16 protein-coding genes are annotated in these 21,257 nt (G+C 72.3%); 11 read left to right on the forward strand and 5 right to left on the reverse strand.

Translation table 11 applies throughout. The features are described from left to right. Positions 1–249 precede the first annotated feature (249 nt). Positions 250–2,541 (forward strand): ATP-dependent Clp protease ATP-binding subunit, encoded by a 2,292-nt coding sequence (locus AMIS_RS12130; protein WP_014442568.1) that lies wholly within the window; start codon positions 250–252, stop codon positions 2,539–2,541. A gap of 159 nt (positions 2,542–2,700) precedes the next feature. Here the strand turns inward: AMIS_RS12130 and AMIS_RS12135 are convergent, their stop codons facing one another. Then, positions 2,701–3,642 carry a hypothetical protein gene (locus AMIS_RS12135; protein ID WP_014442569.1) on the reverse strand — a complete coding sequence of 314 codons (942 nt, stop codon included), beginning with the start codon at positions 3,640–3,642 and terminating at the stop codon, positions 2,701–2,703. A 293-nt stretch (positions 3,643–3,935) separates the two neighbouring features. Between AMIS_RS12135 and AMIS_RS12140 the strand changes: the two genes are divergently transcribed. Continuing rightward, positions 3,936–6,173: an ATP-binding protein gene (locus tag AMIS_RS12140; RefSeq protein WP_014442570.1), complete on the forward strand. Its 2,238-nt coding sequence runs from the start codon at positions 3,936–3,938 to the stop codon at positions 6,171–6,173. Here AMIS_RS12140 and AMIS_RS12145 read toward each other — a convergent pair. Continuing rightward, positions 6,170–7,021, reverse strand: a complete 852-nt coding sequence (locus tag AMIS_RS12145; protein ID WP_197538003.1) for a FadR/GntR family transcriptional regulator — start codon at positions 7,019–7,021, stop codon at positions 6,170–6,172. The genes AMIS_RS12140 and AMIS_RS12145 overlap by 4 nt on opposite strands. 128 nt (positions 7,022–7,149) lie before the next feature. Between AMIS_RS12145 and AMIS_RS12150 the strand changes: the two genes are divergently transcribed. From AMIS_RS12150 to AMIS_RS12185, 8 genes are all read left to right on the forward strand, one after another. Further along, positions 7,150–8,712, forward strand: a complete 1,563-nt coding sequence (locus AMIS_RS12150; protein ID WP_231859289.1) for an ABC transporter substrate-binding protein — start codon at positions 7,150–7,152, stop codon at positions 8,710–8,712. A gap of 75 nt (positions 8,713–8,787) precedes the next feature. Beyond that, the gene (locus AMIS_RS12155) at positions 8,788–9,747 is read left to right on the forward strand and encodes an ABC transporter permease (RefSeq protein WP_014442573.1); all 960 of its coding nucleotides are present in this window, start codon (positions 8,788–8,790) and stop codon (positions 9,745–9,747) included. Beyond that, positions 9,747–11,663, forward strand: a complete 1,917-nt coding sequence (locus AMIS_RS12160; protein WP_014442574.1) for a dipeptide/oligopeptide/nickel ABC transporter permease/ATP-binding protein — start codon at positions 9,747–9,749, stop codon at positions 11,661–11,663. Before AMIS_RS12155 ends, AMIS_RS12160 begins: the two co-directional genes overlap by 1 nt. After that, positions 11,656–12,642: an ABC transporter ATP-binding protein gene (locus AMIS_RS12165; protein WP_014442575.1), complete on the forward strand. Its 987-nt coding sequence runs from the start codon at positions 11,656–11,658 to the stop codon at positions 12,640–12,642. The genes AMIS_RS12160 and AMIS_RS12165 overlap by 8 nt, the downstream gene beginning before the upstream one ends. Continuing rightward, positions 12,639–13,607: a dihydrodipicolinate synthase family protein gene (locus AMIS_RS12170; RefSeq protein ID WP_014442576.1), complete on the forward strand. Its 969-nt coding sequence runs from the start codon at positions 12,639–12,641 to the stop codon at positions 13,605–13,607. The genes AMIS_RS12165 and AMIS_RS12170 overlap by 4 nt, the downstream gene beginning before the upstream one ends. 8 nt (positions 13,608–13,615) lie before the next feature. Further along, positions 13,616–14,563, forward strand: coding sequence for an ROK family protein (locus AMIS_RS12175; protein ID WP_051041924.1), 948 nt, complete (start codon positions 13,616–13,618; stop codon positions 14,561–14,563). Further along, positions 14,560–15,243: an N-acetylmannosamine-6-phosphate 2-epimerase gene (locus AMIS_RS12180; RefSeq protein ID WP_014442578.1), complete on the forward strand. Its 684-nt coding sequence runs from the start codon at positions 14,560–14,562 to the stop codon at positions 15,241–15,243. The genes AMIS_RS12175 and AMIS_RS12180 overlap by 4 nt, the downstream gene beginning before the upstream one ends. A gap of 2 nt (positions 15,244–15,245) precedes the next feature. After that, complete coding sequence (locus tag AMIS_RS12185; RefSeq protein WP_014442579.1) at positions 15,246–16,211, forward strand: alpha/beta hydrolase; 966 nt, start codon at positions 15,246–15,248, stop codon at positions 16,209–16,211. A 74-nt stretch (positions 16,212–16,285) separates the two neighbouring features. On the opposite strand, the gene AMIS_RS12190 is transcribed toward AMIS_RS12185, so the two are convergent. Next, entirely contained in the window at positions 16,286–16,993 is a 708-nt protein-coding gene (locus AMIS_RS12190) for an HAD family hydrolase (protein ID WP_014442580.1), read from the reverse strand. A 10-nt stretch (positions 16,994–17,003) separates the two neighbouring features. Continuing rightward, positions 17,004–17,768 (reverse strand): mechanosensitive ion channel domain-containing protein, encoded by a 765-nt coding sequence (locus tag AMIS_RS12195; protein WP_014442581.1) that lies wholly within the window; start codon positions 17,766–17,768, stop codon positions 17,004–17,006. Positions 17,769–17,893: 125 nt separating this feature from the next. Here AMIS_RS12195 and AMIS_RS12200 point away from each other — a divergent pair, with 125 nt between their 5' ends. Continuing rightward, positions 17,894–18,631: an alpha/beta fold hydrolase gene (locus AMIS_RS12200; protein WP_014442582.1), complete on the forward strand. Its 738-nt coding sequence runs from the start codon at positions 17,894–17,896 to the stop codon at positions 18,629–18,631. Here the strand turns inward: AMIS_RS12200 and AMIS_RS12205 are convergent. Then, positions 18,597–21,257: a helix-turn-helix transcriptional regulator gene (locus AMIS_RS12205; RefSeq protein WP_014442583.1), complete on the reverse strand. Its 2,661-nt coding sequence runs from the start codon at positions 21,255–21,257 to the stop codon at positions 18,597–18,599. The two genes, AMIS_RS12200 and AMIS_RS12205, sit on opposite strands and share 35 nt — an antisense overlap.

Consider the following 21,257-nt stretch of genomic DNA (forward strand, 5'->3'; position numbering starts at 1 on the left):
GGCCGAGCCGTGCGAAGCCAGGTCAACCTGTGGGGACGCCCGGGCAAGAACCTGATCGGGGTATCGAACCCCGCCGGTGCGATCGTGGAGACCTGCGGGTTTCGATATCACGGGTGTCCGGCGGCATCGATCCGGCGCTAGCATGGTCGTGGGTGGAGCGCCCGCCCGAGCCCGGCATCTCCGATGTGCCAAGAGTCCCCGACTCAGCGCGTTCCTTGAGTCACTGTGCTTATGAGGGACGTGATGGGGATGTTCGAGCGGTTCACCGACAGGGCGCGGCGAGTGGTCGTCCTGGCGCAAGAAGAAGCGCGGTTGCTCAACCACAACTACATCGGCACCGAGCATGTCCTGCTCGGCCTGGTCCGCGAGGGTGAGGGTGTCGCCGCCCGATCGCTGGAGAGCCTGGGCATCACCCTCGACCGGGTGCGTGAGCAGGTCGAGGCGATCATCGGCCAGGGGCAGTTGCCGGCGAGCGGGCACATCCCGTTCACGCCGCGCGCCAAGAAGGTGCTGGAGATATCGCTGCGGGAGGCGCTCCAGCTGGGACACAACTACATCGGTACGGAGCACATCCTGCTCGGCCTGATCCGGGAGGGCGACGGTGTGGCCGTCCAGGTGCTCACCCGGATGCAGCCCGACCTCAACCGGATCCGCCAGCGGGTGATCCAGCTGCTCAGCGGTTACCCGGAGAAGGAGCCGACCGCCACCGGTTCCGCCCAGCCGACAGGCCCGTCCACATCGCTGGTGCTGGACCAGTTCGGCCGCAACCTGACGCAGGCCGCCCGCGAGGGCAAGCTCGACCCGGTCATCGGCCGGGAGAAGGAGATCGAGCGGGTCATGCAGGTGATGTCCCGCCGGCTGAAGAACAATCCGGTCCTGATCGGCGAGCCCGGCGTCGGCAAGACCGCCGTGGTCGAGGGCCTGGCGCAGTCGATCGTCCGGGGCGACGTGCCGGAGACGCTGAAGGACAAACAGCTCTACACCCTGGACCTGGGCGCCCTCGTGGCCGGCTCGCGTTACCGCGGTGACTTCGAGGAGCGCCTGAAAAAGGTGCTCAAGGAGATCCGGTCCCGCGGCGACATCATCCTGTTCATCGACGAGATCCACACGCTGGTGGGCGCCGGGGCCGCCGAGGGCGCGATCGACGCCGCGTCGATCCTCAAGCCGGTGCTGGCCCGCGGCGAGATGCAGGCGATCGGTGCGACGACCAACGACGAGTACCGGAAGAGCATCGAGAAGGACGGTGCCCTGGAGCGCCGCTTCCAGCCGATCCGGGTCGAGGAGCCCACCCTCGACATGACCATCGAGATCCTCAAGGGGCTGCGCGATCGGTACGAAGCGCACCACCAGGTCAGCATCACCGACGCGGCCCTGGTCGCCGCCGCGTCCCTCGCCGATCGGTACATCTCGGACCGCTTCCTGCCGGACAAGGCGATCGACCTGATCGACGAGGCCGGTGCGCGGATGCGGATCCGGCGGATGACCAGCGCGCAGGCCGGGGGAGAGGTCGGCGAGGAGCAGATCGCCGAGGTGCTGGGGAACTGGACCGGCATCCCGGTCTACAAGCTGACCGAGGAGGAGTCGACCCGGCTGCTGCGCATGGAGGACGAGCTGCACCGGCGGGTCGTCGGCCAGGACGACGCGGTTCGGGCGGTGTCGCGAGCCATCCGGCGTACCCGCGCGGGGTTGAAAGATCCGAAGCGCCCGTCCGGTTCATTCATCCTGGCCGGCCCGTCCGGCGTCGGAAAGACCGAGCTGTCCAAGGCGCTCGCGGAGTTCCTCTTCGGCTCCGAGGACGCGTTGATCCAGCTGGACATGTCGGAGTTCCACGATCGGTACACGGTGTCCCGGCTGGTCGGGGCCCCGCCCGGCTATGTGGGCTATGACGAGGGCGGTCAGCTGACCGAGAAGGTGCGGCGCAAACCGTTCTCGGTGGTGCTCTTCGACGAGATCGAGAAAGCCCATCCGGATGTCTTCAACACGTTGCTGCAGATCCTCGAGGACGGCCGGCTCACCGACGGCCAGGGCAGGATCGTCGACTTCAAGAACACGGTCGTCATCCTGACCACGAACCTCGGCACGAAGGACGCCACGAAAGCGGTGTCGCTGGGATTCCAGGCGTCGGAGGCCTCGGAGAGCTCCTACGAGCGGATGAAGAACGGGGTCAACGACGAGTTGAAGCGCAGCTTCCGGCCGGAGTTCCTGAACCGGATCGACGACACGATCGTCTTCCACCAGCTGCGGGAGGACGAGATCCTGCAGATCGTGGACATCTTCACGGCGCGGATCGAGGCGCAGCTGAAGAACAAGGACATGGGTCTGGAGCTGACCGATCGCGCCAAGAGACACCTGGCGGAGAAGGGGTTCGACCCGGTGCTGGGCGCGCGGCCGCTGCGCCGGACGATCCAGCGGGAGCTGGAGGACACGCTGTCCGAGCAGATCCTCTTCAACGAGCTGCGGCCCGGCCACACCGTGATCGTCGATTGTGAGGAGGGCCGGCTGACGTTCCGGGGAGCCAGCGACAGCGTCCCGGTGGGGTGAATCCCGGCCGATCCCGGGACCGATCGCTCCTGGGATCGGCCGCACGCGGGGACAGCCCGTGCGCGTGGGTGGCCGGTGCCGCCCGGAGGCCGGGTGAGGTCCCACGGACGGCCGTGTGTCGGTGCTGCTCGCCTGGGCAGCGGCGGGCGGCGGGCTCGGTCAGCCGGGGAGCGACTCCTGGCCGGGCGGGACGGCGAGCTCGCCGGCGGCCATGCCGAGGGTGCCGGTGGCGCCGTCGAGCTGGATGCGGTAAGCGATCGGCGGGCCCAGAGCGCCCCAGACCGCTCCGACGATGGTGGCCGTCTTGCTGGTGTGCGGGCCGGCCAGGACGCGCACCCTCGTTCCCGGGGCGTGGCCGTCGTCGGCGACGACCAGCAGGGCGTCGAGGATCTGCCGGACCCCGTCGAAGGGCGGCGACAGCACGAACGGCAGCGTCAGTCGGACGGGTCCCCCGTGCGGTGGATCGAGCGCCTCGGGCGGCGGCGGGGTGGCTGTCAGCTCGGTCGCCACCACGCGCAGGTGGGGATCGGGGCCGGATGCTGCCGCTGCCAGCGCCTGCGCCAAGCGGGGCCGCAACTCGCTGGTGTCGCCCTCCAGCATGGACCTGGCCTGCCGGTCAAGCAGGGCGCACACCATGTCCACCGCCGTCTCCTCGCCCATCTCGGCCACCCACGCGACGTCGGCGGGGTCCGGGACCATGGCCGGGAACTCGACGGCGACCGCGAGGTACAGCATGGTGAGCAGCTCGGGACGGCCCTCGCCGTGGTAGAGCTGGCCGACCCGGCCGCGACCCGGCGGGAAGCGGCCGACGAGATGCTGGGCCCGGCCCTCCGGCAGGACAGCGGCCCGCCGGGTGTCGGCCAGCCGCTCCGCGAACGAGCGGCGGCCGCGCTCGTCGACCACCCGCTGCCGGACCGGGTCGCAGGGGTAGATCGTGCGGCCGTGGGAGGCGATCGACTCGCCGGGCTGCAGCCCGAGCTCGGCGATCACGCGAGCGGCCACCGAGTAGGGCACGCCGGTCCGTGCGGCCTGCTCACGGATGGCTCGTTTGCGGGCGCGGCCGGGGCGTGGATTACGCCGCCGGGGATGGGTGTCGTTCATGATCGCCTCCGAGGCAGCCCCACGCCCTGCACACCGACGGCAGCAAGGACCGGAACGCTGAGTCGGTGACTCTTGGCCCGAACGGGCGGCCAGGCGTGGGCGGCCACCCGAAGGCTCCGGCGGGCGCGCCGCCTGGACTCGACTATAACGCCCGGACGGTGCGCCCCGCGTACACCCGAACCGCGATCAGCGGGGCCCGCCGACGTCGCGGTGGCGTTCTGCGGGGCGCAGCCCCAAAGGTCCACGGAGCTGAATGTGCTTTCCTACTCGTTCGAGGGCGAAACGGGGGAGCGGTGTCGGAGTTCGGTGCTCACCTGCGGGGACTGCGCCAGGCGGCTGGGCTGACGATGGAGCAGCTCGCTGAGGCGTCGGGGGTGAGCGCCCGGGCGATCAGCGACATGGAGCGCGGGCACAGCCGGGCGCCGCAGGCACGCACGCTCGCGGCGCTGGCGGACGGGCTCGGGCTCGACGCGGCGCAGACCGGCGCGCTGCGGGAGGCCGCGCAGGGACAGCGCACGAGCAGCGCCGGCCGGCCACGGATCTGCGAGTTGCCCCGGTCGATCGGGGACTTCGTCGGCCGTACCCCCGAATTGGCTCTTCTGACAGCGCGCGCCGGCGGCGATGCGACCGGGCCCGCACCGGTCGTGGTCGTCCACGGCCAGGCGGGACTCGGCAAGACCACGCTCGCTCTGCGGGCCGCCGAGGATGTGGCCGGAGACTTCCCGGACGGGCAGTTCTACCTGGATCTGCGCGGCACCGACCCGGAGCCGGTGGAGGTCGGCGAGGCGTTGCTGCGGCTGCTGCGCGCGATGGACGTGAGCCCGCGGCGGATCGCCGAGACCGACGAGGAGCGGTCCAGTCAGCTGCGCGCGGTGCTGCGGGACCGGCGCTGCCTGCTCGTGCTGGACAACGCGGGCAGCGAGGCGCAGGTGCGGCCGTTGCTGCCCGACGCGGGCGCCGGTTTCACCATCGTGACCAGCCGGCGGGTGCTCGGTGGCCTGGAGGGCGTGCTGCGGATCGCCCTCGGCCCGCTGCAACCGGCCGAGTCCGCGTCGCTGCTGCGCGGCATCGCCGAGCAGGCCGCGGCACCGAAATCCTGGCACGCGGTCGACGCGGTGGCGCGGCTCTGCGGGCATCTGCCGCTCGCGCTGCGGATCGCCGGCACCCGGCTCGCGACCCGTCCCACCTGGACCGTGGAGACCCTGCAGGACCGGCTCGCCGACACCGACCGGCGGCTCGCGACGCTGCAGACCGGCGATCTCGGGGTGGCGGCCGCGTTCGCGCTGTCGCACGCGCAGCTCTCCGCGCCGGCGAAGGCGCTGTTCCGCAGGCTGGCGCACGTGCCCGGCGTCGACTTCGCGCCGCCGCTGGCGTCGGTGCTCACCGGCACCGGTCTGGACGAGGTGACCGACGGCCTCGACGAGCTGGTCGAACTGGGCCTGCTGCTGCCCGAGGGCGTCGAGCGGTACCGCTTCCACGACCTGATCCGGCTCTTCGCCGAGCAGCAGCTGCGCAACGAGGAATCGGCAGGCGTGCGCAGCGCGACGCACCGCAGCATGGTCGACTGGCTGCTGCAGACGGCGATCGTGGCGGGCCGCTGGTTCGAGCCGGCCTACGGCAGGCTGCCCGACGGCTGGGCCGGGCTGGTCCCGCTCGCCACCATGGAGCAGGCCAGCGACTGGCTGCGGGACGAGACCGACAACTGGATCGGCGCGCTGCGTTCGGCCGCCGCGGACGGCCGTCACCAGTTGGTCGTCGACGTGGCCGAGGCGTTGCACTGGTACTCGGACAAGACGGTGCGCCGCGCGCACTGGTACGACGTGTACCGCCTCTCCCGTGCGGCGGCGAGCGCCCTGCCGGATCGGCGCCAGGAGGCCGTGCACATCAACTACCTGTCGTGGGCGGCCACGCACTGCGCCCGCCGGCCCGACGAGGGCGCCGACGTGGCGATGCAGGGCCACCGGCTCGCCGTCGAGCTCGGTGACGTCAAGGAGCAGGCCTGGGCGCTGCGTTATGCCGGTGACGCCTGGCGCAACGGCGGGCAGAGCGAGCGCGCGCTGGGTGCGTACCGGCAGGCTTGCCGGTTGGCCGATCAGGCCGACGACCACGACGGGTACGTCCAACTGCGTCCCGCCATCGCGATGATGCTCAACTTCCTCGGCCGGCACGACGAGGCGCTGACCGAGTGCGCGGCAGCGCTGCGGGAGATCGACGCCCGGCCGGTCGCGCCGCGTCCCGCGCTCAGCGCCCGGATCTGCGCCCACGCGGTCACGGCGCGGGCCCTCGCCGACGCCGGCCGGTGGACCGAGGCGCTGCACGAGGCGGAACGGGCGATGCCGATGGCGACCGAGTTCGGGTACGGCGGGTACCGCGGCGAGCTGCACCTCACGATGGGCCGCGCCCGGGTCGCGCTGGGACTGATCGAGCAGGCCCGCCCGGACCTCACCCGGGCGGTGGAGCTGCTCGCCGCCGGCTCGTTCCGCAACGACGAGAAGCTGGCCCGGGCGGCCCTGGCCGCACTCGACGCCTAAACCGGCCGGTCGAGCCGCCGCCGTATGCCGCTGAAGTGCTCGGTCAGCGCGGCGACCGATTCCGCCACGTCACCGGCGCGGACCGCGTCGAAGACCCGCCGGTGCCGGGCGGCGATCTCCACGGGCGTCTCGTCGGCTTCGCCGAGCTCGGCGTGCAGCGCGTGGTAGACCTCCCAGAACGCTGAGAGCAGCTGGATGACGAGCGGATTGCCGAGCGGTTCGTAGAGCAGCTCGTGGAACCGCTTGTCGGTCTCCGGGGTGACGCCGCCGGCCCGGGCCTCGGCCTCCATCCGCGCCATCACCTCGGCCAGCTCGTCGCCGCCCGGATCCGTCTCGCCGGTGTCGCGCCGGATCACCTCCTGGATCAGGCCGCACTCCAGCACCTCGCGGATCTGCACGAGATGCCGCAGGTCGTTGCGGCCGGCCTGCAGGGACATCAGGCCGTGGAAGGTGAGCTCGTCGACGAGCGAGACCAGCGACATGGTCCCGACATACATCCCGAAGCCGTGGCGGATCTCCACGATGCCGACCGCCTGCAGGGCCTTGAGCGCCTCGCGCAGCGAGTTACGGCTGACGTTGATCTCGTCGAGCAGGTCCAGCTCGGTGGGCATCGGATCGCCGGCGGTCAGCCCGCGCTCGAGGATGAGCTGCTTGATCTGCTGCTGCACCTCTTCGGTGCGGCTCGGCCGTCGTGCCGTGCCGGCCGCCGGTGGGGTGGCGCGGCGCTTCGCGGGCGGGTTGCCGCGGCCGTCCTGTCCCCGCAGGGAGCGGTTTGCCGAGCTTGTGGCCGCGCCGGACGAGTCGGGATGCCAATCCTGGTTCACGGTGAGGCGGTGCGGCTTGGTCACGGATCGTCCTCCGGAGCGCTCTTGACCCTCTGCGGGCTCGCTTTTAAGGTACCCCATACACGGTACGTCGGACGTAGGACGTCCTATAAATTTATGCGACGTGAGGAAGACTGATGGATAACAAAGGCGTGTCCCGTCGGAATCTGCTGCGCTACGCCGGCATCCTGAGTGCGGCCACGGCCGTCACCGCCGGCCTGGGCGCGTGCGGGGACGGCTCGTCCTCCACCCCCGACACCAAGTCCATCGAGGCCACCCTGGCCTTCACCCTGTCCAGCGGCTTCGACCCGATGAACGCGTCGAGCGCGGTCGCCACCACGGTCAACCAGCACGTCTTCGAGGCCCTCGTCGACCTCGACCCGATCACCCGCGAGCCCTATCCCGCCCTGGCCGCCGCGCTGCCCACCCCCGGCAGTGACGACCTGACCTGGACGGTCACCCTGCGCGAGGGAGCAAAATTCTCCGACGGTACGGCGGTGACCGCCGACGACGTGGTGTGGTCCTTCAACCGGGCGCTCGACCCGGCGAACGCCTCGCTGATGGCCAGCTTCATCTCCTTCGTCGGCTCGGTGACCGCCAAGGACGCGAAGACCGTCGCGTTCACGCTGAAGAGCCCGTTCAGCCTCTTCCCGCAGCGCATCGCCGTCATCAAGATCGTGCCGAAGGCGAAGACCGGCGACGCGGCCGCGAACAAGGCGTTCGACACCGCGCCGATCGGCTCCGGCCCGTTCACCGTGGTCAGCGCGAACGCCACCGCCGGTGTGGTGATGGGCGTGAACACCCACTACAACGGCCCGCGACCGGCCAAGGTCGAGAAGATCACGCTGCGGACCACGCCGGACAACACCGCCCGGCTCAACGACCTGCAGGGCGGCTCGTCCCAGGCGATCGAGGCCGTGCCGTACCTCGACGTGAAGTCGGTCGGCGCGGACCGGACCGTCGATGAGAAGCAGGCCTTCAACCAGCTGTTCCTGATGTTCAACTGCACGGCCGCGCCGTTCGACGACAAGCGGGTGCGCCAGGCGCTGCACTACGCCGTCGACACCCAGAAACTGATCACCACGGCGCTGCAGGGTTACGCCACCCCGGCCACCAGCTACCTCGACGAGAGCAACGCCGGATACCAGAAGGCCGCGACCGTGTACGGCTACGACCCGGCGAAGGCGAAGGCGCTGCTCGCCGAGGCCGGCGTCTCGAACCTCTCGTTCGAGCTGGTCACCACGGACACGGCGTTCGTCAAGGACAGCGCCCCCGTGCTCATCGACGCCTGGAAGGCGATCGGGGTGACCGCCACGCTCAACACCAAGCCCTCGTCGGCGGTCTACGGCACGATCGTGCCCGGCGCCGGGTTCCGGGTGCTCGCGGCCAGCGGCGACCCGACCGTCTTCGGCCCCGACGTGGACCTGCTGCTGCGGTGGTTCTACCTCAACGAGACCTGGACGAAGAACCGGCACCGCTGGGCCGCGTCGCCGGCCTCGAAGCAGTGCGCGCAGCTCGTCGAGGCGGCCGCGAAGACCTCCGGCGCGGAGCAGACCGCCCTCTGGAAGCAGGCCCTCGACCTGGTCGCCGACGAGGTGCCGCTCTACCCGGTCTTCCACGCCAAGATGATCACCGCCTTCGACCCCGCCAGGATCAAGGACTTCGCCGGCGCGTCCACGACCGGCCTCTACTTCCTCGACGCGTCTCGCGCCTGATCCCTCGCCGTCCCTGCGGTCCCGTGCCACGGCCGTCTCCGGGCGGCCGTGCACCGACATGGAAAGGAGCATCGAGTGGACGCGTTTCTCGGCATCATCCTGCGCCGGTTGTCCGCGCTCATCCCATTGATGCTCGGCATCATCCTCTTCATCTTCCTGGTCATGGCGCTGTCACCGAACGACGCCGCCCTCTCGGTACTCGGCGACCAGGCCACCCCGGAGCAGATCGCCGCGTTCAACCAGGTCAACGGGCTCGATCAGCCGCTGCTGGTCCGCTATGCCGACTACCTGTGGGGGCTGCTGCACGGCGACCTCGGGCAGACGTTCTCGCTGAACGCGCCGATCACCGGCATCATCGGCGACGCGCTGCCGGTGACCCTGCAGCTGACCGCGCTCGGCGTCGGCCTGGCCGTGGTGCTGGCCCTGGTCCTCGGCATCACCGGCGCGCTCTACCGGGACCGCTGGCCGGACCAGGTGATGCGGCTGGTCTCGATGGCCGGCATCTCGATCCCGTCGTTCTGGCTGGCCATCCTGCTGATCCAGCGACTGTCCACGATCGGCGGCGGGTCCCTGCCCAGCGGGCACTACGTGGCGCCGTCCGAATCGGTCGGTCAGTGGTTCCAGCACCTGATCCTGCCGGCGATGGCGCTGGCCGTGCCGACCGGCTGCGCGCTGGCCCGGGTGGTGCGCACCTCGATGGTGGAGGAGCTGGACCGGGACTACGTGCGTACCGCGATCGGCGCCGGCCTGCCGCCGGTCGTGGTGGTCGGGCGCAACGTGCTGCGCAACGCCCTGCTGACCCCGCTCACCGTCCTCGGGCTGCAGGTCGGCTACCTGATCGGCGGCGCGGTGATCATCGAAACGATCTTCACGCTGCCCGGCATGGGCACCCAGATCATGAGCGCCGTCCAGCAGAACGACATCGGCCTGGCCCGCGGCGTCGTGATCACCATCGCGCTCGGCTTCGTCGTGGTGAACCTCGTCGTCGACCTGCTCTACCTGGCGGCCAACCCCCGCATGCGAGGAGCCCACTGATGATCGACGCAATCCGGCGGCTCCCGGTGACCGCCAAGATCTGTCTCGGCTTCCTGCTGCTGGTCGTCGCGGTCGCGATCGCGGCGCCCTGGCTGGTCCGCCACGACCCGACCCAGGTCGCCCTCGCCGCCCCGTCGACCGGCCCGAACGGCGACTACTGGTTCGGCGTCGACCGGCTCGGCCGCGACATCTACTCCCGGCTGGTCGCCGGCACGCCCCGCTCGCTGATCGTCGGGTTCGGCTCGGCCGGTCTGGCGCTGCTGGTCGGCGCGGTCCTCGGGGCCGTCGCCGCGACCAGCCGCAAGGCCGTCGACGAGACGGTGATGCGGCTGCTGGACATCGTGATGGCGTTCCCGACCATCGTGCTCGCCGCGATCCTGGTCGTCGCGTACGGCAACGACAGCCTCACGGTCCTGGTCGGCGCGATCGGGTTCGTCCTGATCCCGCAGATCGCCCGCCTGGTCCGCGCCAACGTGGCCGCGCAGTACCAGGAGGACTACGTCGCCGCGGAACGGGTGATCGGCGCCGGCCGCCGGCACATCCTGCTGCGGCACGTGGCCCGCAACTGCGCCGCCCCGATCCTGGTCTACGCCACCATCATGGTCGCCAACGCGATCGTCTTCGAGGCGTCGCTGTCGTTCATCGGCGGCGGGCTGCAGGCCGAGGCGGGTCCGTCGTCGTGGGGCAGCGTCATCGCGTACGGCCAGCAGCTGCTCGCCAGCGGCGGGTGGTGGGCGACCTTCTTCCCCGGCCTGCTGATCCTGCTGACCGTGCTGTGCCTCAACATCCTGGCCGAGGGCATCTCCGACGCCTGGGCCGCGCCCGCCACGCGGCGGCGCTCCGGCGCGGGCCCGGCCGACTTCGAGCCGGCCGGCGGCGACGAGCCGGTCACCGCGCTGCCCGGCCTCGGCGAGGCCGCCGCACGACTGGCGGCCGCCGCGCGGCCGCCGGTCACCGAGGCGCCGATCCTGTCGGTACGCGACCTGCGGGTCGGTTTCGCCGCCAGCCACCGCGGTGTGGACATCGTCGACGGCATCAGCTTCGACGTGCGTCCCGGCGAGGTGCTCGGCCTGATCGGCGAGTCCGGCTGCGGCAAGTCGCTGACCGCGCTCACCGTGATGGGCCTGCAGCCGCGCGGCGCCCGGGTCGGCGGCACGATCGGGTTCGGCGATGCCGACCTGCTCACGATGAGCGCCGCCCAGCGCCGGCAGGTGATGGGCCGCCGGATCTCGATGATCTACCAGGACGCGCTGTCCGCGCTGAACCCGTCGATGACGGTGCGTGCCCAGCTCAAGCAGGTCATCCGGCGCGGCGGTGTGCGTACCGCCGAGGAGCTGATGACGCTCGTCGGGCTGGATCCGGGGCGGACGCTTCCGTCGTACCCGCATGAGTTGTCCGGCGGGCAGCGCCAGCGCGTGGTGATCGCCATGGCGCTGGCCCGCGACCCCGAGCTGGTCGTCGCGGACGAGCCGACCACCGCGCTCGACGTGACAGTGCAGGCCCAGGTGATCCAGCTGCTGCTGCGGCTACGCGCCGAGCTCGGCTTCGCCCTGATCCTCGTCTCGCACGACCTGGCCCTGGTCAGCGACGTCTGCGACCGGATCGCCGTGATGTACGGCGGCCGCATCGTCGAGGAGGGCCGCACCGCGGACGTGCTCGCCGCGCCGACCCACCACTACACCCGCGGCCTGCTCGGCTCGGTGCTCTCGCTCGAGGCGCAGGCGCCCCGGCTGGTGCAGATCCGCGGAACCGTGCCGTCACCCGCCGACTTCCCGGCCGGATGCCGGTTCGCCGACCGCTGTCCCCGGGCCACCCGGGTGTGCGCCGACGAACGGCCCCCGCTGGCCGACGTCAACGGCCACCCGGCGGCCTGCCACCATCCCGCACTGGTTCTCGAGGTGACCCGCCATGACTGAGCCACTGACCGAGCTCACGGGCGTCAGCGTGGAATTCCGCGCGCCCGGCAGCTCGCTGCTCAACCGCGACCGGGTGCACGCGCTCACCGACGTCGACCTGACCGTCACGGCGGGCGAGACGCTCGGCGTCGTCGGCGAGTCCGGCTGCGGCAAGTCCACCCTGGTCAAGGTCCTGGTCGGGTTGCAACGGCCGGTCCGCGGCACCGTGCGCCTCGACGGGGAGGACATCTGGGCGCTGAGCGCGGCCCGGCGCCGGCGTCACGTCGGCAGCCGGATCGGCATGGTCTTCCAGGACCCGGCCACCTCGCTCAACCGCCGCCTGCCCGTCGAGCAGATCATCGTCGATCCGCTCGACGTGCAGCGCTGGCGCTCGCCGCGGGACCGGCAGGCCCGGGTCACCGAGCTGATGGACCTGGTCGGCCTGCCGTCCTCGGCCCGCGACGCGCTGCCCAGCCAGATGTCCGGCGGTCAGCGCCAGCGGGTCGCCATCGCTCGCGCGCTCGCGCTGGAACCGGCCCTGCTGATCGCCGACGAGCCGACCTCGGCGCTCGACGTGTCGGTGCGCGCCCAGATCCTCAACCTGCTGCTCGACCTGCGGGCGCGGCTCGGACTGGCCATGGTGTTCGTCTCGCACGACCTGCAGACGGTGCGCCGGGTCTCCGACCGGATCGTCACCATGTACCTGGGCCGGGTCGTCGAGGAGTTGCCCGCCGGGTCGATCCACGAGGGTCGTCACCCGTACACCCGGGCGTTGTTCTCGGCCGCGCCCGGCCTGCTGCATCCGATGCGGCCGATCCCGCTGAGCGGCCCGGTCCCGTCCGCGGTGCGGCCGCCGTCCGGCTGCCCGTTCCGGACCCGCTGCTGGCGGGCGGCCGACGACTGCGCGGCGGAAATGCCGCCGTACGCCGCCGACGGCCGTTACCGCTGTTTCCACCCCGTCACCACCCCTTCCGATCTGCCCGTTCAGGAGCTCGCATGACCAGCGTCACCGCCACCGCCGCCACCCCGGCCGGAACCCTCGGACCGGCCCTGACCGGAGTGGTCCCGCCGGTGTGCACCCCGCTCACCCCGGATCTGGAGGTGGACGTCGCCTCGCTGCTGCGGCTCGTCGACTTCCAGATCGCCGGCGGCGTCGACGGGCTGTTCATCCTCGGCTCCTCCAGCGAGGTCGCCTTCCTGCCCGACGCCCACCGGGCCGTCGTGGTCGACACCGTGCTGCGGCACGTCGGCGGGCAGGTGCCGGTCCTGATCGGCGCCATCGACATGACCACGCTGCGGGTCCTCGACCACGCCCGGCGCGCGGCCCGCGCCGGGTGCGCCGGCATCGTGGTCACCGCGCCGTTCTACACCCGGACCCACCCGGCCGAGATCGAACGGCACCTGCGCGGCATCGCCGAGCAGTGCGAGGCCCCGCTCTACGCCTACGACCTGCCGGTCTCGGTGCACAGCAACCTCGACCACGAGATGCTGCTCCGGCTGGCCGCCGACGGGGTGCTGGCCGGGCTCAAGGACTCCACCGGCGACGACGCCGGCCTGCGCGACCTGATCGTCGCCCGCAACGACGCCGGACTGACCGGCTTCAGCGTGCTGACCGGCTCCGAACTGACCGTCGACAACGCGCTGCGAATGGGCGCGGACGGCGTCGTGCCAGGTCTGGGCAACGTCGACCCCCATGGGTACGCCACCCTGTACGCGCACGCCCGCGCCGGTGACTGGGACCGTGCCGCATCGGAACAGGAACGGCTCCTGCGCCTGATGCGCATCGTCCGGGCCGCCCCGGCCGGCCGGATGGGCCGAGGCTCGTCCGCGCTCGGCGCCTTCAAGACGGCCCTGCACCTTCGCGGCGTCATCGACCACCCGGTCACCGCGCCGCCGCAGATCCCGCTCGACGAGGCGGAGACCGCGTACGTCCGGCAGATCCTGGTCACGGCGGGACTGCTGTGAGCCCAGCTATGACGACACCGGCCGGGATCGCGGCGGTCGACATCGGCGGCACGAAGATCGCCGTGGCCCTGGTCGACGACGCCGGCGTGGTGCACCAGCGCGTCGACGTCGCCACCCCGCCCGGCGGCTCGGCGATCCTCTGCGTCGTCGCCGAACTCGTCGCCGGCGTGTGCTCACGCGCGGCGGTGCGGGCCGTCGGCGTCGGCGCGCCCGGCGTGATCGACCCGGTGACCGGCGCGGTCCGGTCCGCCACCGACATCCTGCCGGGCTGGGTCGGCACCCCGGTCAAGGAACGGCTCGCCGCCCGGCTCGGCCTGCCGGTCGCGGTCGCCAACGACGTGCGGGCCGCCGCGCTCGGCGCCGCGCACAGCGCTGACGTGCGGGAACACCGGGACATCCTGCACGTCTCGGTGGGTACGGGCATCGGCGGCGCGCTGATCCGCGACCGGCAGATGGTCACCGGTCCGCATGCGGTCACCGGGGAGATCGCGCACCTGCTCGTCCCGGCGACCGGGGCGGTCGCCTGCGGCTGCGGCCGGTTCGATCACCTGGAAGCCGTCGCCGCGGGGCCGGCCATAGCCGCCGCGATCGCCGCGTCGGCCGGTGGTCCGGTGCTGCCGCTCGATCGGATGGCCGTCCTGCCGGAGGCGCGGCCGATCATCGGGGCGGCGGCGAGTGTGCTCGGCCGTACCCTCGCCGGGCTTGTCGCAGCCGTGGACGTGGACGCGATCACCCTCGGCGGCGGCGTCGTGCACGGCATCCCCGAGTTCGCCGGCGTGGTCCGGGAGGCCTTCCAGGCAGAGGCGCTTCCCCCATTGCGTACGGTGCCGGTCCTGGTGCCCGCCGCCGGACCGGATGCCCCGTTGCTCGGCGCCGCCCACCTCGCCCGCCAGATCCTTTCCCGCCAGATCCTCGCCGACCCGGTCCTCGCCCTCCGGATGGGAGCCCGCGCATGAACCTCGACCAGTTCGCCGCCGTGATCAGTGGCCGGCTCATCGTCTCCTGCCAGGCCGGGCCGGACCACCCGCTGCGGGACACCCCGACCATCGCCCGGATGGCCGAATCCGCGGTGCTCGGCGGCGCCTGCGCGATCCGGTGCGGGGGAGTGGGCGGCCTCGACGACGTCCGGGCCGTCGCCGAGGCCGTGTCCGTCCCGGTCATCGGGCTCACCAAACGAGGCCGCACCGGGGTGTTCATCACCCCGACCGTCGACGACGCGCTCGCGGTCCTCGAGGCGGGCGCCACCGTCGTCGCCACCGACGGCACACGGCGTACCCGGCCGGACGGGGCGCCGCTGAACCGCACGATCGACGCGGTCCACACCGCCGGGGGCCTGGTGATGGCCGACGTCTCCACCGAGGCCGAGGGCATCGCGGCCGCCGAGGCCGGCGCCGACCTGATCGCCACCACGCTGTCCGGGTACACCCCGGACAGCCCCGGCCGGCCCGGACCCGACCTCGCCCTGGTCGCCGCTCTGGCCGCCGCGCTGCCCTCCGAACTGATCGTCGCCGAGGGCCGGTACCACGAGCCGGCGCACGTCCGGGCCGCCCGTGACGCCGGGGCGACGGCCGTCGTCGTGGGCACCGCCATCACCGACCCGGCCTGGATCACCAGCACCTTCGCGGCAGCCGTCTGACGATGAGTGCTCGAGACCTGATCGACCCGGAACTGCTTCCAGCGCTGACCGCACGCCTCACCGCCATGCCCGGTGGGGTGCACGCCATCCCGGACCTGGCCCGGCGCCGGGCCGCCGTCGCGGCGATCGGCAGCGACATACCGGATGAGCTGCGGGACGCGGTGCGATGGCACGACAATTCCGTACCGGCGGGGCCGGACGTGCGCGTCTACGTCCCGGCCGGGGCGAGCGGAGCGCTGCCGGGCATCCTCTACATCCACGGCGGCGGCATGGTCGTGGGTACGGTGGGCGGTGCCGATGCCGATGCGGCGGAGCTGTGCGCGCGGGTCGGCGCGGTCGTGGTCTCCGTCGAGTACCGGCTGGCGCCGGAGCACCCCTACCCGGCGGCCGTGGAGGACTGTTACGCGGCTCTGCGCTGGATGGTGTCGAACGTCGACTTCGATACTGGGCGGCTGGCGGTCTACGGTCCCAGCGCCGGTGGTGGCCTGGCCATCGCCACCGCGCTGATGGCACGGGACCGGGGTGGGCCGGCCATCACGTTCCTGATGCCGATCTACCCGATGATCGACGATCGGAACGACACCGCCTCCAGCCGGGAGATCGTCGACGTCGGGGTCTGGGACCGGGCCACGAACATCGAGGCCTGGGCGTGGTACCTCGGCGGGCGGGACGCGGATGCCTATGCGGCGCCGGCTCGGGCGGTGGAGCTGGCCGGGCTGCCACCCACGTTCATCGACGTCGGCACCGTGGACCTGTTCCGGGACGAGAACATCGTGTTCGCGCAGCGGCTGATGGCGGCCGGTGTGCCGACTGAGCTGCATGTTCATCCCGGCGGTTATCACGGAGCCGAGGCGCTGGCGCCGGAGGTGGCCCTGTCCCGGCGGATGAGGGAGCTCAGGTGGGACGCGTTGCGGCGCGCTCTCGCGGCTCCTGCTGCCGCTGTGGCACGCGGTCCGGAAATACGATAAATCCTGGCGCGAGGTCAGGGACTGAGGCGTGCGGTCAGAAGCTGGCGCGCGTGGTCAGGGGCTGGGGCGTGCGGTCAGGAGCGGGCTCGGGCGGCGCTCGCTGCCCGCAACAGCGCCGGCAACTCCGCCATGTCGGTGAAGATGTGTGTGGCACCCGCCTCGACCAGGACCCGCGGCTCGTTGTGCGCGAGGCTGCCGGGTGGGCAGTACCCGTAGACCGTCGCACCAGCCGTCACCCCGGCGACCACCCCGGTCGGCGTGTCCTCCACGACCGCGGCACGCGCCGGATCGACGCCGAGAGCGGCCGCCGCGGCCAGGTAGACGTCCGGCGCTGGCTTGCTGCGCGCCATCTCCATGCCGCTGAAGATCTTGCCGGCGAAGACACCGTCCAGGCCGATTTTGGTCAGCTGGAGCTCGATCTTCGGGCGGTCGGCGCCGCTCGCGCAGGCCACGTTGCCGCCGAAGAGCCGGTCGACCTCGTGCACCGCGGCCACCGCGCCGGGGATCGGCTGCACGCTGCTGGCCAGGGCGGCGTCGCGGCGGCTGCGGAACTCGGCGATCCACTCGGGGGTCACCACGAAACCGGTGTTCGCGGTGATCACGCCGACCTCGTCGGCGAGGGCCCGGCCGACGAAGAGGCGGAAGCTCTCCGCCTCGGTGAGTTCCCAGCCGAGCTCGTGCAGCATGGCGCGGAGGACTCCGTTGGTGATCCGCTCGGAGTCGACGAGCACCCCGTCACAGTCGAAGAGAACAGCGTCGAAGAGCCCCGCGTCGATCGGCATGCCGGTGACCCTATTCGTCGTGACGGCGGCGGCCGCTCTCAGCACCAGCGGCAGCGACAAGCGCCACACCAGCGCCGGAGCCCACACCAGCGCCGGAGCCCACACCAGCGCCGGCGCCCGCATCAGGGCCGGGGTCGGCATCAGCGGCGGAGTCAGCACGCGACGTGGAAGCGGTCATCTCCTCCAGAGTGCCGTCATACGGCCCCACCGCTGACGCCAGCAACTGCGAGTTCGGGATGTTCAGCGGCCCGTCGTCGGTCTCCAGCACGGTGTAGAGCAACCCGGCCGAGAGGATCACGCCGACGTGCGGCCCGTTCAGCGCACCGGACATCACCCGGATCCGGCGCCCCGGCACGTACGGGCGGGCGAAGAGCAGCACCAGACCGGCGAAGAGGTTGCCGAGCACCGGCTGGGCCGCGAGACCCACGACGATGCCGGTGACCGCGCCGCCGACCAGCAGATGCTGGAGCCCGACGCCGAACATGTCGCTCACCGAGGCGATCACCAGGACGTATCCGGCGAGCTGCACCAGCATCCGCAGCGGGGTGCCTGCCTCGTTGCCGGCCCGGGCGACCGCGATGCGGTGCACCTCACGGGCGGCGGAACGGGTCGCGGCCACCCCGAGCAACGCGACGAGCAGGCCACACCCGTACCCGATCCAGGTGTTGCCGGTCTGTGTGCCGAAGACCAGCGCGACCAGGGCGCCCAGGCCGAAACCCACCGCCTTGCGGAAGTCGGGACGGATGTGTTCCTCGATCAGCCGCTTGCGCCACATCGTCAGGTTCCTCCGTGCTGTGGATCTTGCGCGCAAGCGTAACGAGCAGTCGTGTGACGGACGGCAGCGCGGGCTGTGAGTTGAAGACTCGATGGCATAGCCCCCCAACAACGGAGGAAACACCCATGTCGACCACTCCCACCGTCGTGCTCGTGCACGGCGCCTTCGCCGACGCGTCCAGCTTTGCCAAGCTCATCCCGGAACTGCTGGACAGCGGAGTGAAGGTGGTCGCCCCGGCGGTGCCGAACCGCAGTCTGACCGGTGACGCCGCCTACATCGCCTCGGTCGTGCGGCAGATCGACGGCCCGGTCCTGCTGGTCGGCCACTCCTACGGCGGCGCGGTGATCACCGTGGCCGGCACCGAGGAGAACGTGACGGGCCTGGTCTACCTCTCCGGGTACGCCCTCGCGCAGGGCGAGAGCCTCGGCCAGCTGCAGGGTGGCTTCCCCGACTCGGATCTGGCATCCGCGCTGGTCTACACCAAGTTCCCGGTTCCGGGCGCGGAGGACGGCACCGACGTGTCGGTGGACATCGAGAAGTTCCCGGCCGTCTTCGCGCACGACATCGACCCCGAGCTGGCCCGCGTCCTCGCCGTCTCGCAGCGTCCGCTGACCGGTCTTGCCTTCGGTGAGCCGGCGCCCTACGCGGCCTGGAAGACCAAGCCGTCCTGGGGTGTGGTGTCCAGTTCGGATCACACCATCAACCCGGAGGTGGAGCGTTTCGGCTACCAGCGGGCCGGCGCGAAGGTCACCGAGATCGACTCGTCGCACCTGGTGATGCTCTCGCACCCGGTCCAGGTCGCGGACATCATCCGCGAGGCCCTCGCGGTCACGACAGGTTTCCGAGCTGCTGCCGCCGGCTGATCCCGGTCTTGCGGTAGACCCGGGACAGGTGGGTGCCGACGGTCCGCGCGGAGATGAACAGCTGCTCGGCGATCGCGCGGTTGCTCAGCCCCTGCGCGGCCAGCGCCGCCACCTGCCTCTCCTGCGGGGTCAGCGCGGCCGGGCCGTTCTCCGGCGAGGTCGTGCTCTGCACACCCACGGCGATCTCGCGGGCGGCGAGCTCGGCGGCGCCCCTCGCGCCGAGTTCCTCGAAAACCTTTCCCGCGTACGCGAGGACGAGTCGCGCCTCCCGCGGACTGCGATGCCGTCGCAGCCACACGCCGTAGTGCAGGTGAGCGAGCGCCCGCTCGTAGGGGTAGTCACTCTCGGTGACCGCCTGCTGGAAGAGCGCCTCGCCGTCGTTGTCGGCCAGCACCGCCTCGCTGAGCTGCAGCAGTGCCGTGATCCGGCCGCTCGGCCCGGCGCCGGCCGCGTCGCGGACCCGCGCCACCACGGTACGGGCGTCGGCCTGCTGCCCGCAGCGGACCGCGGTGATCGCCAGCTCGGCGACCGCGCGGGACGACAGGTGCGGGTGCAGCGGCCGCCCGTCCGCGTCGAACATCGACCGCAGGTAACGGTAGGCGTTCTCCTGGTCACCGCTGTCCGCCGAGGCCAGCCCGGCGGCCCGCAGCAGCCGGATGTGCGCGGCCCGGTTGCCCTGGATGTCGAGCCGTTCCCAGGTCTCCCGGGCCAGCCGCAGCGCCGCCTCGCTCTCGCCGCGCAGCGCGTGCAGCTGGGCGCGCATGGCGGCCAGCGTGACCCGCATCGCGGGCAGGCCGGTGACCGGTCCCGGGTCGGCGAACCGGTCCGCCCGCTCCCAGTCGCCGGCGTCGATCAGCGCGCTGACAAGCGTGGGAAGCGTCCCGAACGAGGGCGTGGCCGCCGGATCGCCGGCCACCGAGGCGGTCAGCAGCGCGACGGCCAGCGGCGCCCGGTCCTCGACGTAGGCGATCGCCCCGAGCAACCCGAACCGCTGCCGGTCGGCCGGGAGCAGCGCCTGCCCCGGTTCCGGCAGGACGACCGCGTCCAGCAGCTCCCGCCCGGCGTGCCCGGCCGGGTCGATGACCTCACGCACATACGCCGCGGTGGCGCGCTCCGGGTCCGGTCCCGCCGCCGCGAGCAGGGTGGGCAGGCCTCGCCGGTGGTCCTCGTCGCCGGTCACCCAGGCGATCTGGGCGGCGATCAGCGCGAGCTGCGCGGCGACCGCGGGGTTCGCCGGCGGCCCCGCGCGGTGCGCGGCCGTCACCATCGCGTACGCCTCGTCCGGACGTCCCGCCCAGTGCATCGCGGTGGCTGCCGGCCGGGCTGCCGCGGCGAGCACGTCCGCGTCGTCGGTGAGCCGCCACACCTGCGCGTGCAGCTCCGTGGTCCAGGCGGTGTCGCGCAGGTCACGGGCGTCGCCGACGGCCTGGGTCAGGCGCCGGGCGGCGGCCTGCGGCGACGGGGATCGCTCGGCGGCCTGCTGCATCGCGGCCGTCGCACGGTACCGCAGGCCCTGCCGCCGGAAGATCGCCGCGGCGGTCTCCAGCGCGGTGGCGATCTGCTCGTCCGGGCCCGGTTCGGCGGCGGCCAGCTGCAGCGCGTAGTGCTCGGGCCGGTCGGTGAGGGCCGCCGCGAGGTCCCGGTGCACCCGCCGGCGCAGGTGCGCGGAGGCATAGCGGTAGGCAGCCTCGGCAGCGAGCGGATGCCCGAAGAAGATCAGCCCTTCGGTACGGGTGATCAAGCCGCTCTCGACAGCCGGAAGCCAGTGGTCCGCAGCGGCGTCGGAGCCGCCGGCCGCGTCGGCGGCGTCGCTCGGTGGCCCGGCGTCGGCGGGGAAGCCGGCTGCCCTGCTCAGCAGCGCCGCCTCGGCGGGGAAGCCGGCCGCCGCCGCGTAGAGCAACAGTGTCCGGGCCGGCGTGGGCAGGACGGCGAGGGCGTCGGTGAACTCGGCGAGCAACCCGCCCGCCGGCGATCCCGCGCTGCTGAACTCGACGAGCGCGGCCGGATTGCCCGCCGCACGGTGCAGGATCGTCGCCCGGTCCCGGGCGGACGGCATGCGATCGCGGTCGTCCAGCAGCCGCGCCGCGTCGTCCGCGCCGAGCGGCGCCAGCTCCAGCACCGCGAACCCGGCGAGCGCCTCCGGCACCGGCATCCGCCCGGCCGTCAGCACCGCCACCCACGGCCCGGCGGTCAGCTGAGACAGGGTGGCCAGGGCGGCCGGGGGGAGCTCGTGCGCGTCGTCGGCGACGACCAGGATCCCGGTGGTGGCGGCGACCGCGGTGATGGCCGCGCGGACCACGGCGGGCAGGTCGTCGAGATGTGGCGGGGCGTCCGGGGTGAGGCCCAGGAACGCCAGCGCCGGCCCCTTGACCGCCGGCGGCAGGCCCGCGAGATCGTGCCGGATCGCGAGCAGCAGCTGACGCAGCGGCCACGGCCCGTCGCCGCCTCGCAGCAGCAGTACCCGGCGGCCGGCCTCGCGGGCGGCCGCCGCCGCGGCGGTGAGCAACGCGGACTTGCCCGAGCCGCGGGCGCCGGTGACGAAGAGCGACAGGTCACCGCCGGGTTCCAGCAGGCGACCGGCCCGGGCCAGCTCGGCGTCCCGGCCGACGAGCTGTGCGAACGGCAT

Origin of the sequence: Actinoplanes missouriensis 431, from assembly GCF_000284295.1 — a bacterium.
In the GTDB taxonomy this organism is placed as follows: domain Bacteria; phylum Actinomycetota; class Actinomycetes; order Mycobacteriales; family Micromonosporaceae; genus Actinoplanes; species Actinoplanes missouriensis.

Bases quoted from the DNA above. Each gene is read 5' to 3' on its own strand.
- AMIS_RS12130 (WP_014442568.1), top strand. From the start codon at position 250: ATGTTCGAGCGGTTCACCGACAGGGCGCGGCGAGTGGTCGTCCTGGCG.
- AMIS_RS12135 (WP_014442569.1), bottom strand. From the start codon at position 3,642: ATGAACGACACCCATCCCCGGCGGCGTAATCCACGCCCCGGCCGCGCC.
- AMIS_RS12160 (WP_014442574.1), top strand. From the start codon at position 9,747: ATGATCGACGCAATCCGGCGGCTCCCGGTGACCGCCAAGATCTGTCTC.
- AMIS_RS12165 (WP_014442575.1), top strand. From the start codon at position 11,656: ATGACTGAGCCACTGACCGAGCTCACGGGCGTCAGCGTGGAATTCCGC.
- AMIS_RS12170 (WP_014442576.1), top strand. From the start codon at position 12,639: ATGACCAGCGTCACCGCCACCGCCGCCACCCCGGCCGGAACCCTCGGA.
- AMIS_RS12175 (WP_051041924.1), top strand. From the start codon at position 13,616: ATGACGACACCGGCCGGGATCGCGGCGGTCGACATCGGCGGCACGAAG.
- AMIS_RS12180 (WP_014442578.1), top strand. From the start codon at position 14,560: ATGAACCTCGACCAGTTCGCCGCCGTGATCAGTGGCCGGCTCATCGTC.
- AMIS_RS12185 (WP_014442579.1), top strand. From the start codon at position 15,246: ATGAGTGCTCGAGACCTGATCGACCCGGAACTGCTTCCAGCGCTGACC.
- AMIS_RS12190 (WP_014442580.1), bottom strand. From the start codon at position 16,993: ATGCCGATCGACGCGGGGCTCTTCGACGCTGTTCTCTTCGACTGTGAC.
- AMIS_RS12195 (WP_014442581.1), bottom strand. From the start codon at position 17,768: ATGTGGCGCAAGCGGCTGATCGAGGAACACATCCGTCCCGACTTCCGC.
- AMIS_RS12200 (WP_014442582.1), top strand. From the start codon at position 17,894: ATGTCGACCACTCCCACCGTCGTGCTCGTGCACGGCGCCTTCGCCGAC.
- AMIS_RS12205 (WP_014442583.1), bottom strand. From the start codon at position 21,257: ATGCCGTTCGCACAGCTCGTCGGCCGGGACGCCGAGCTGGCCCGGGCC.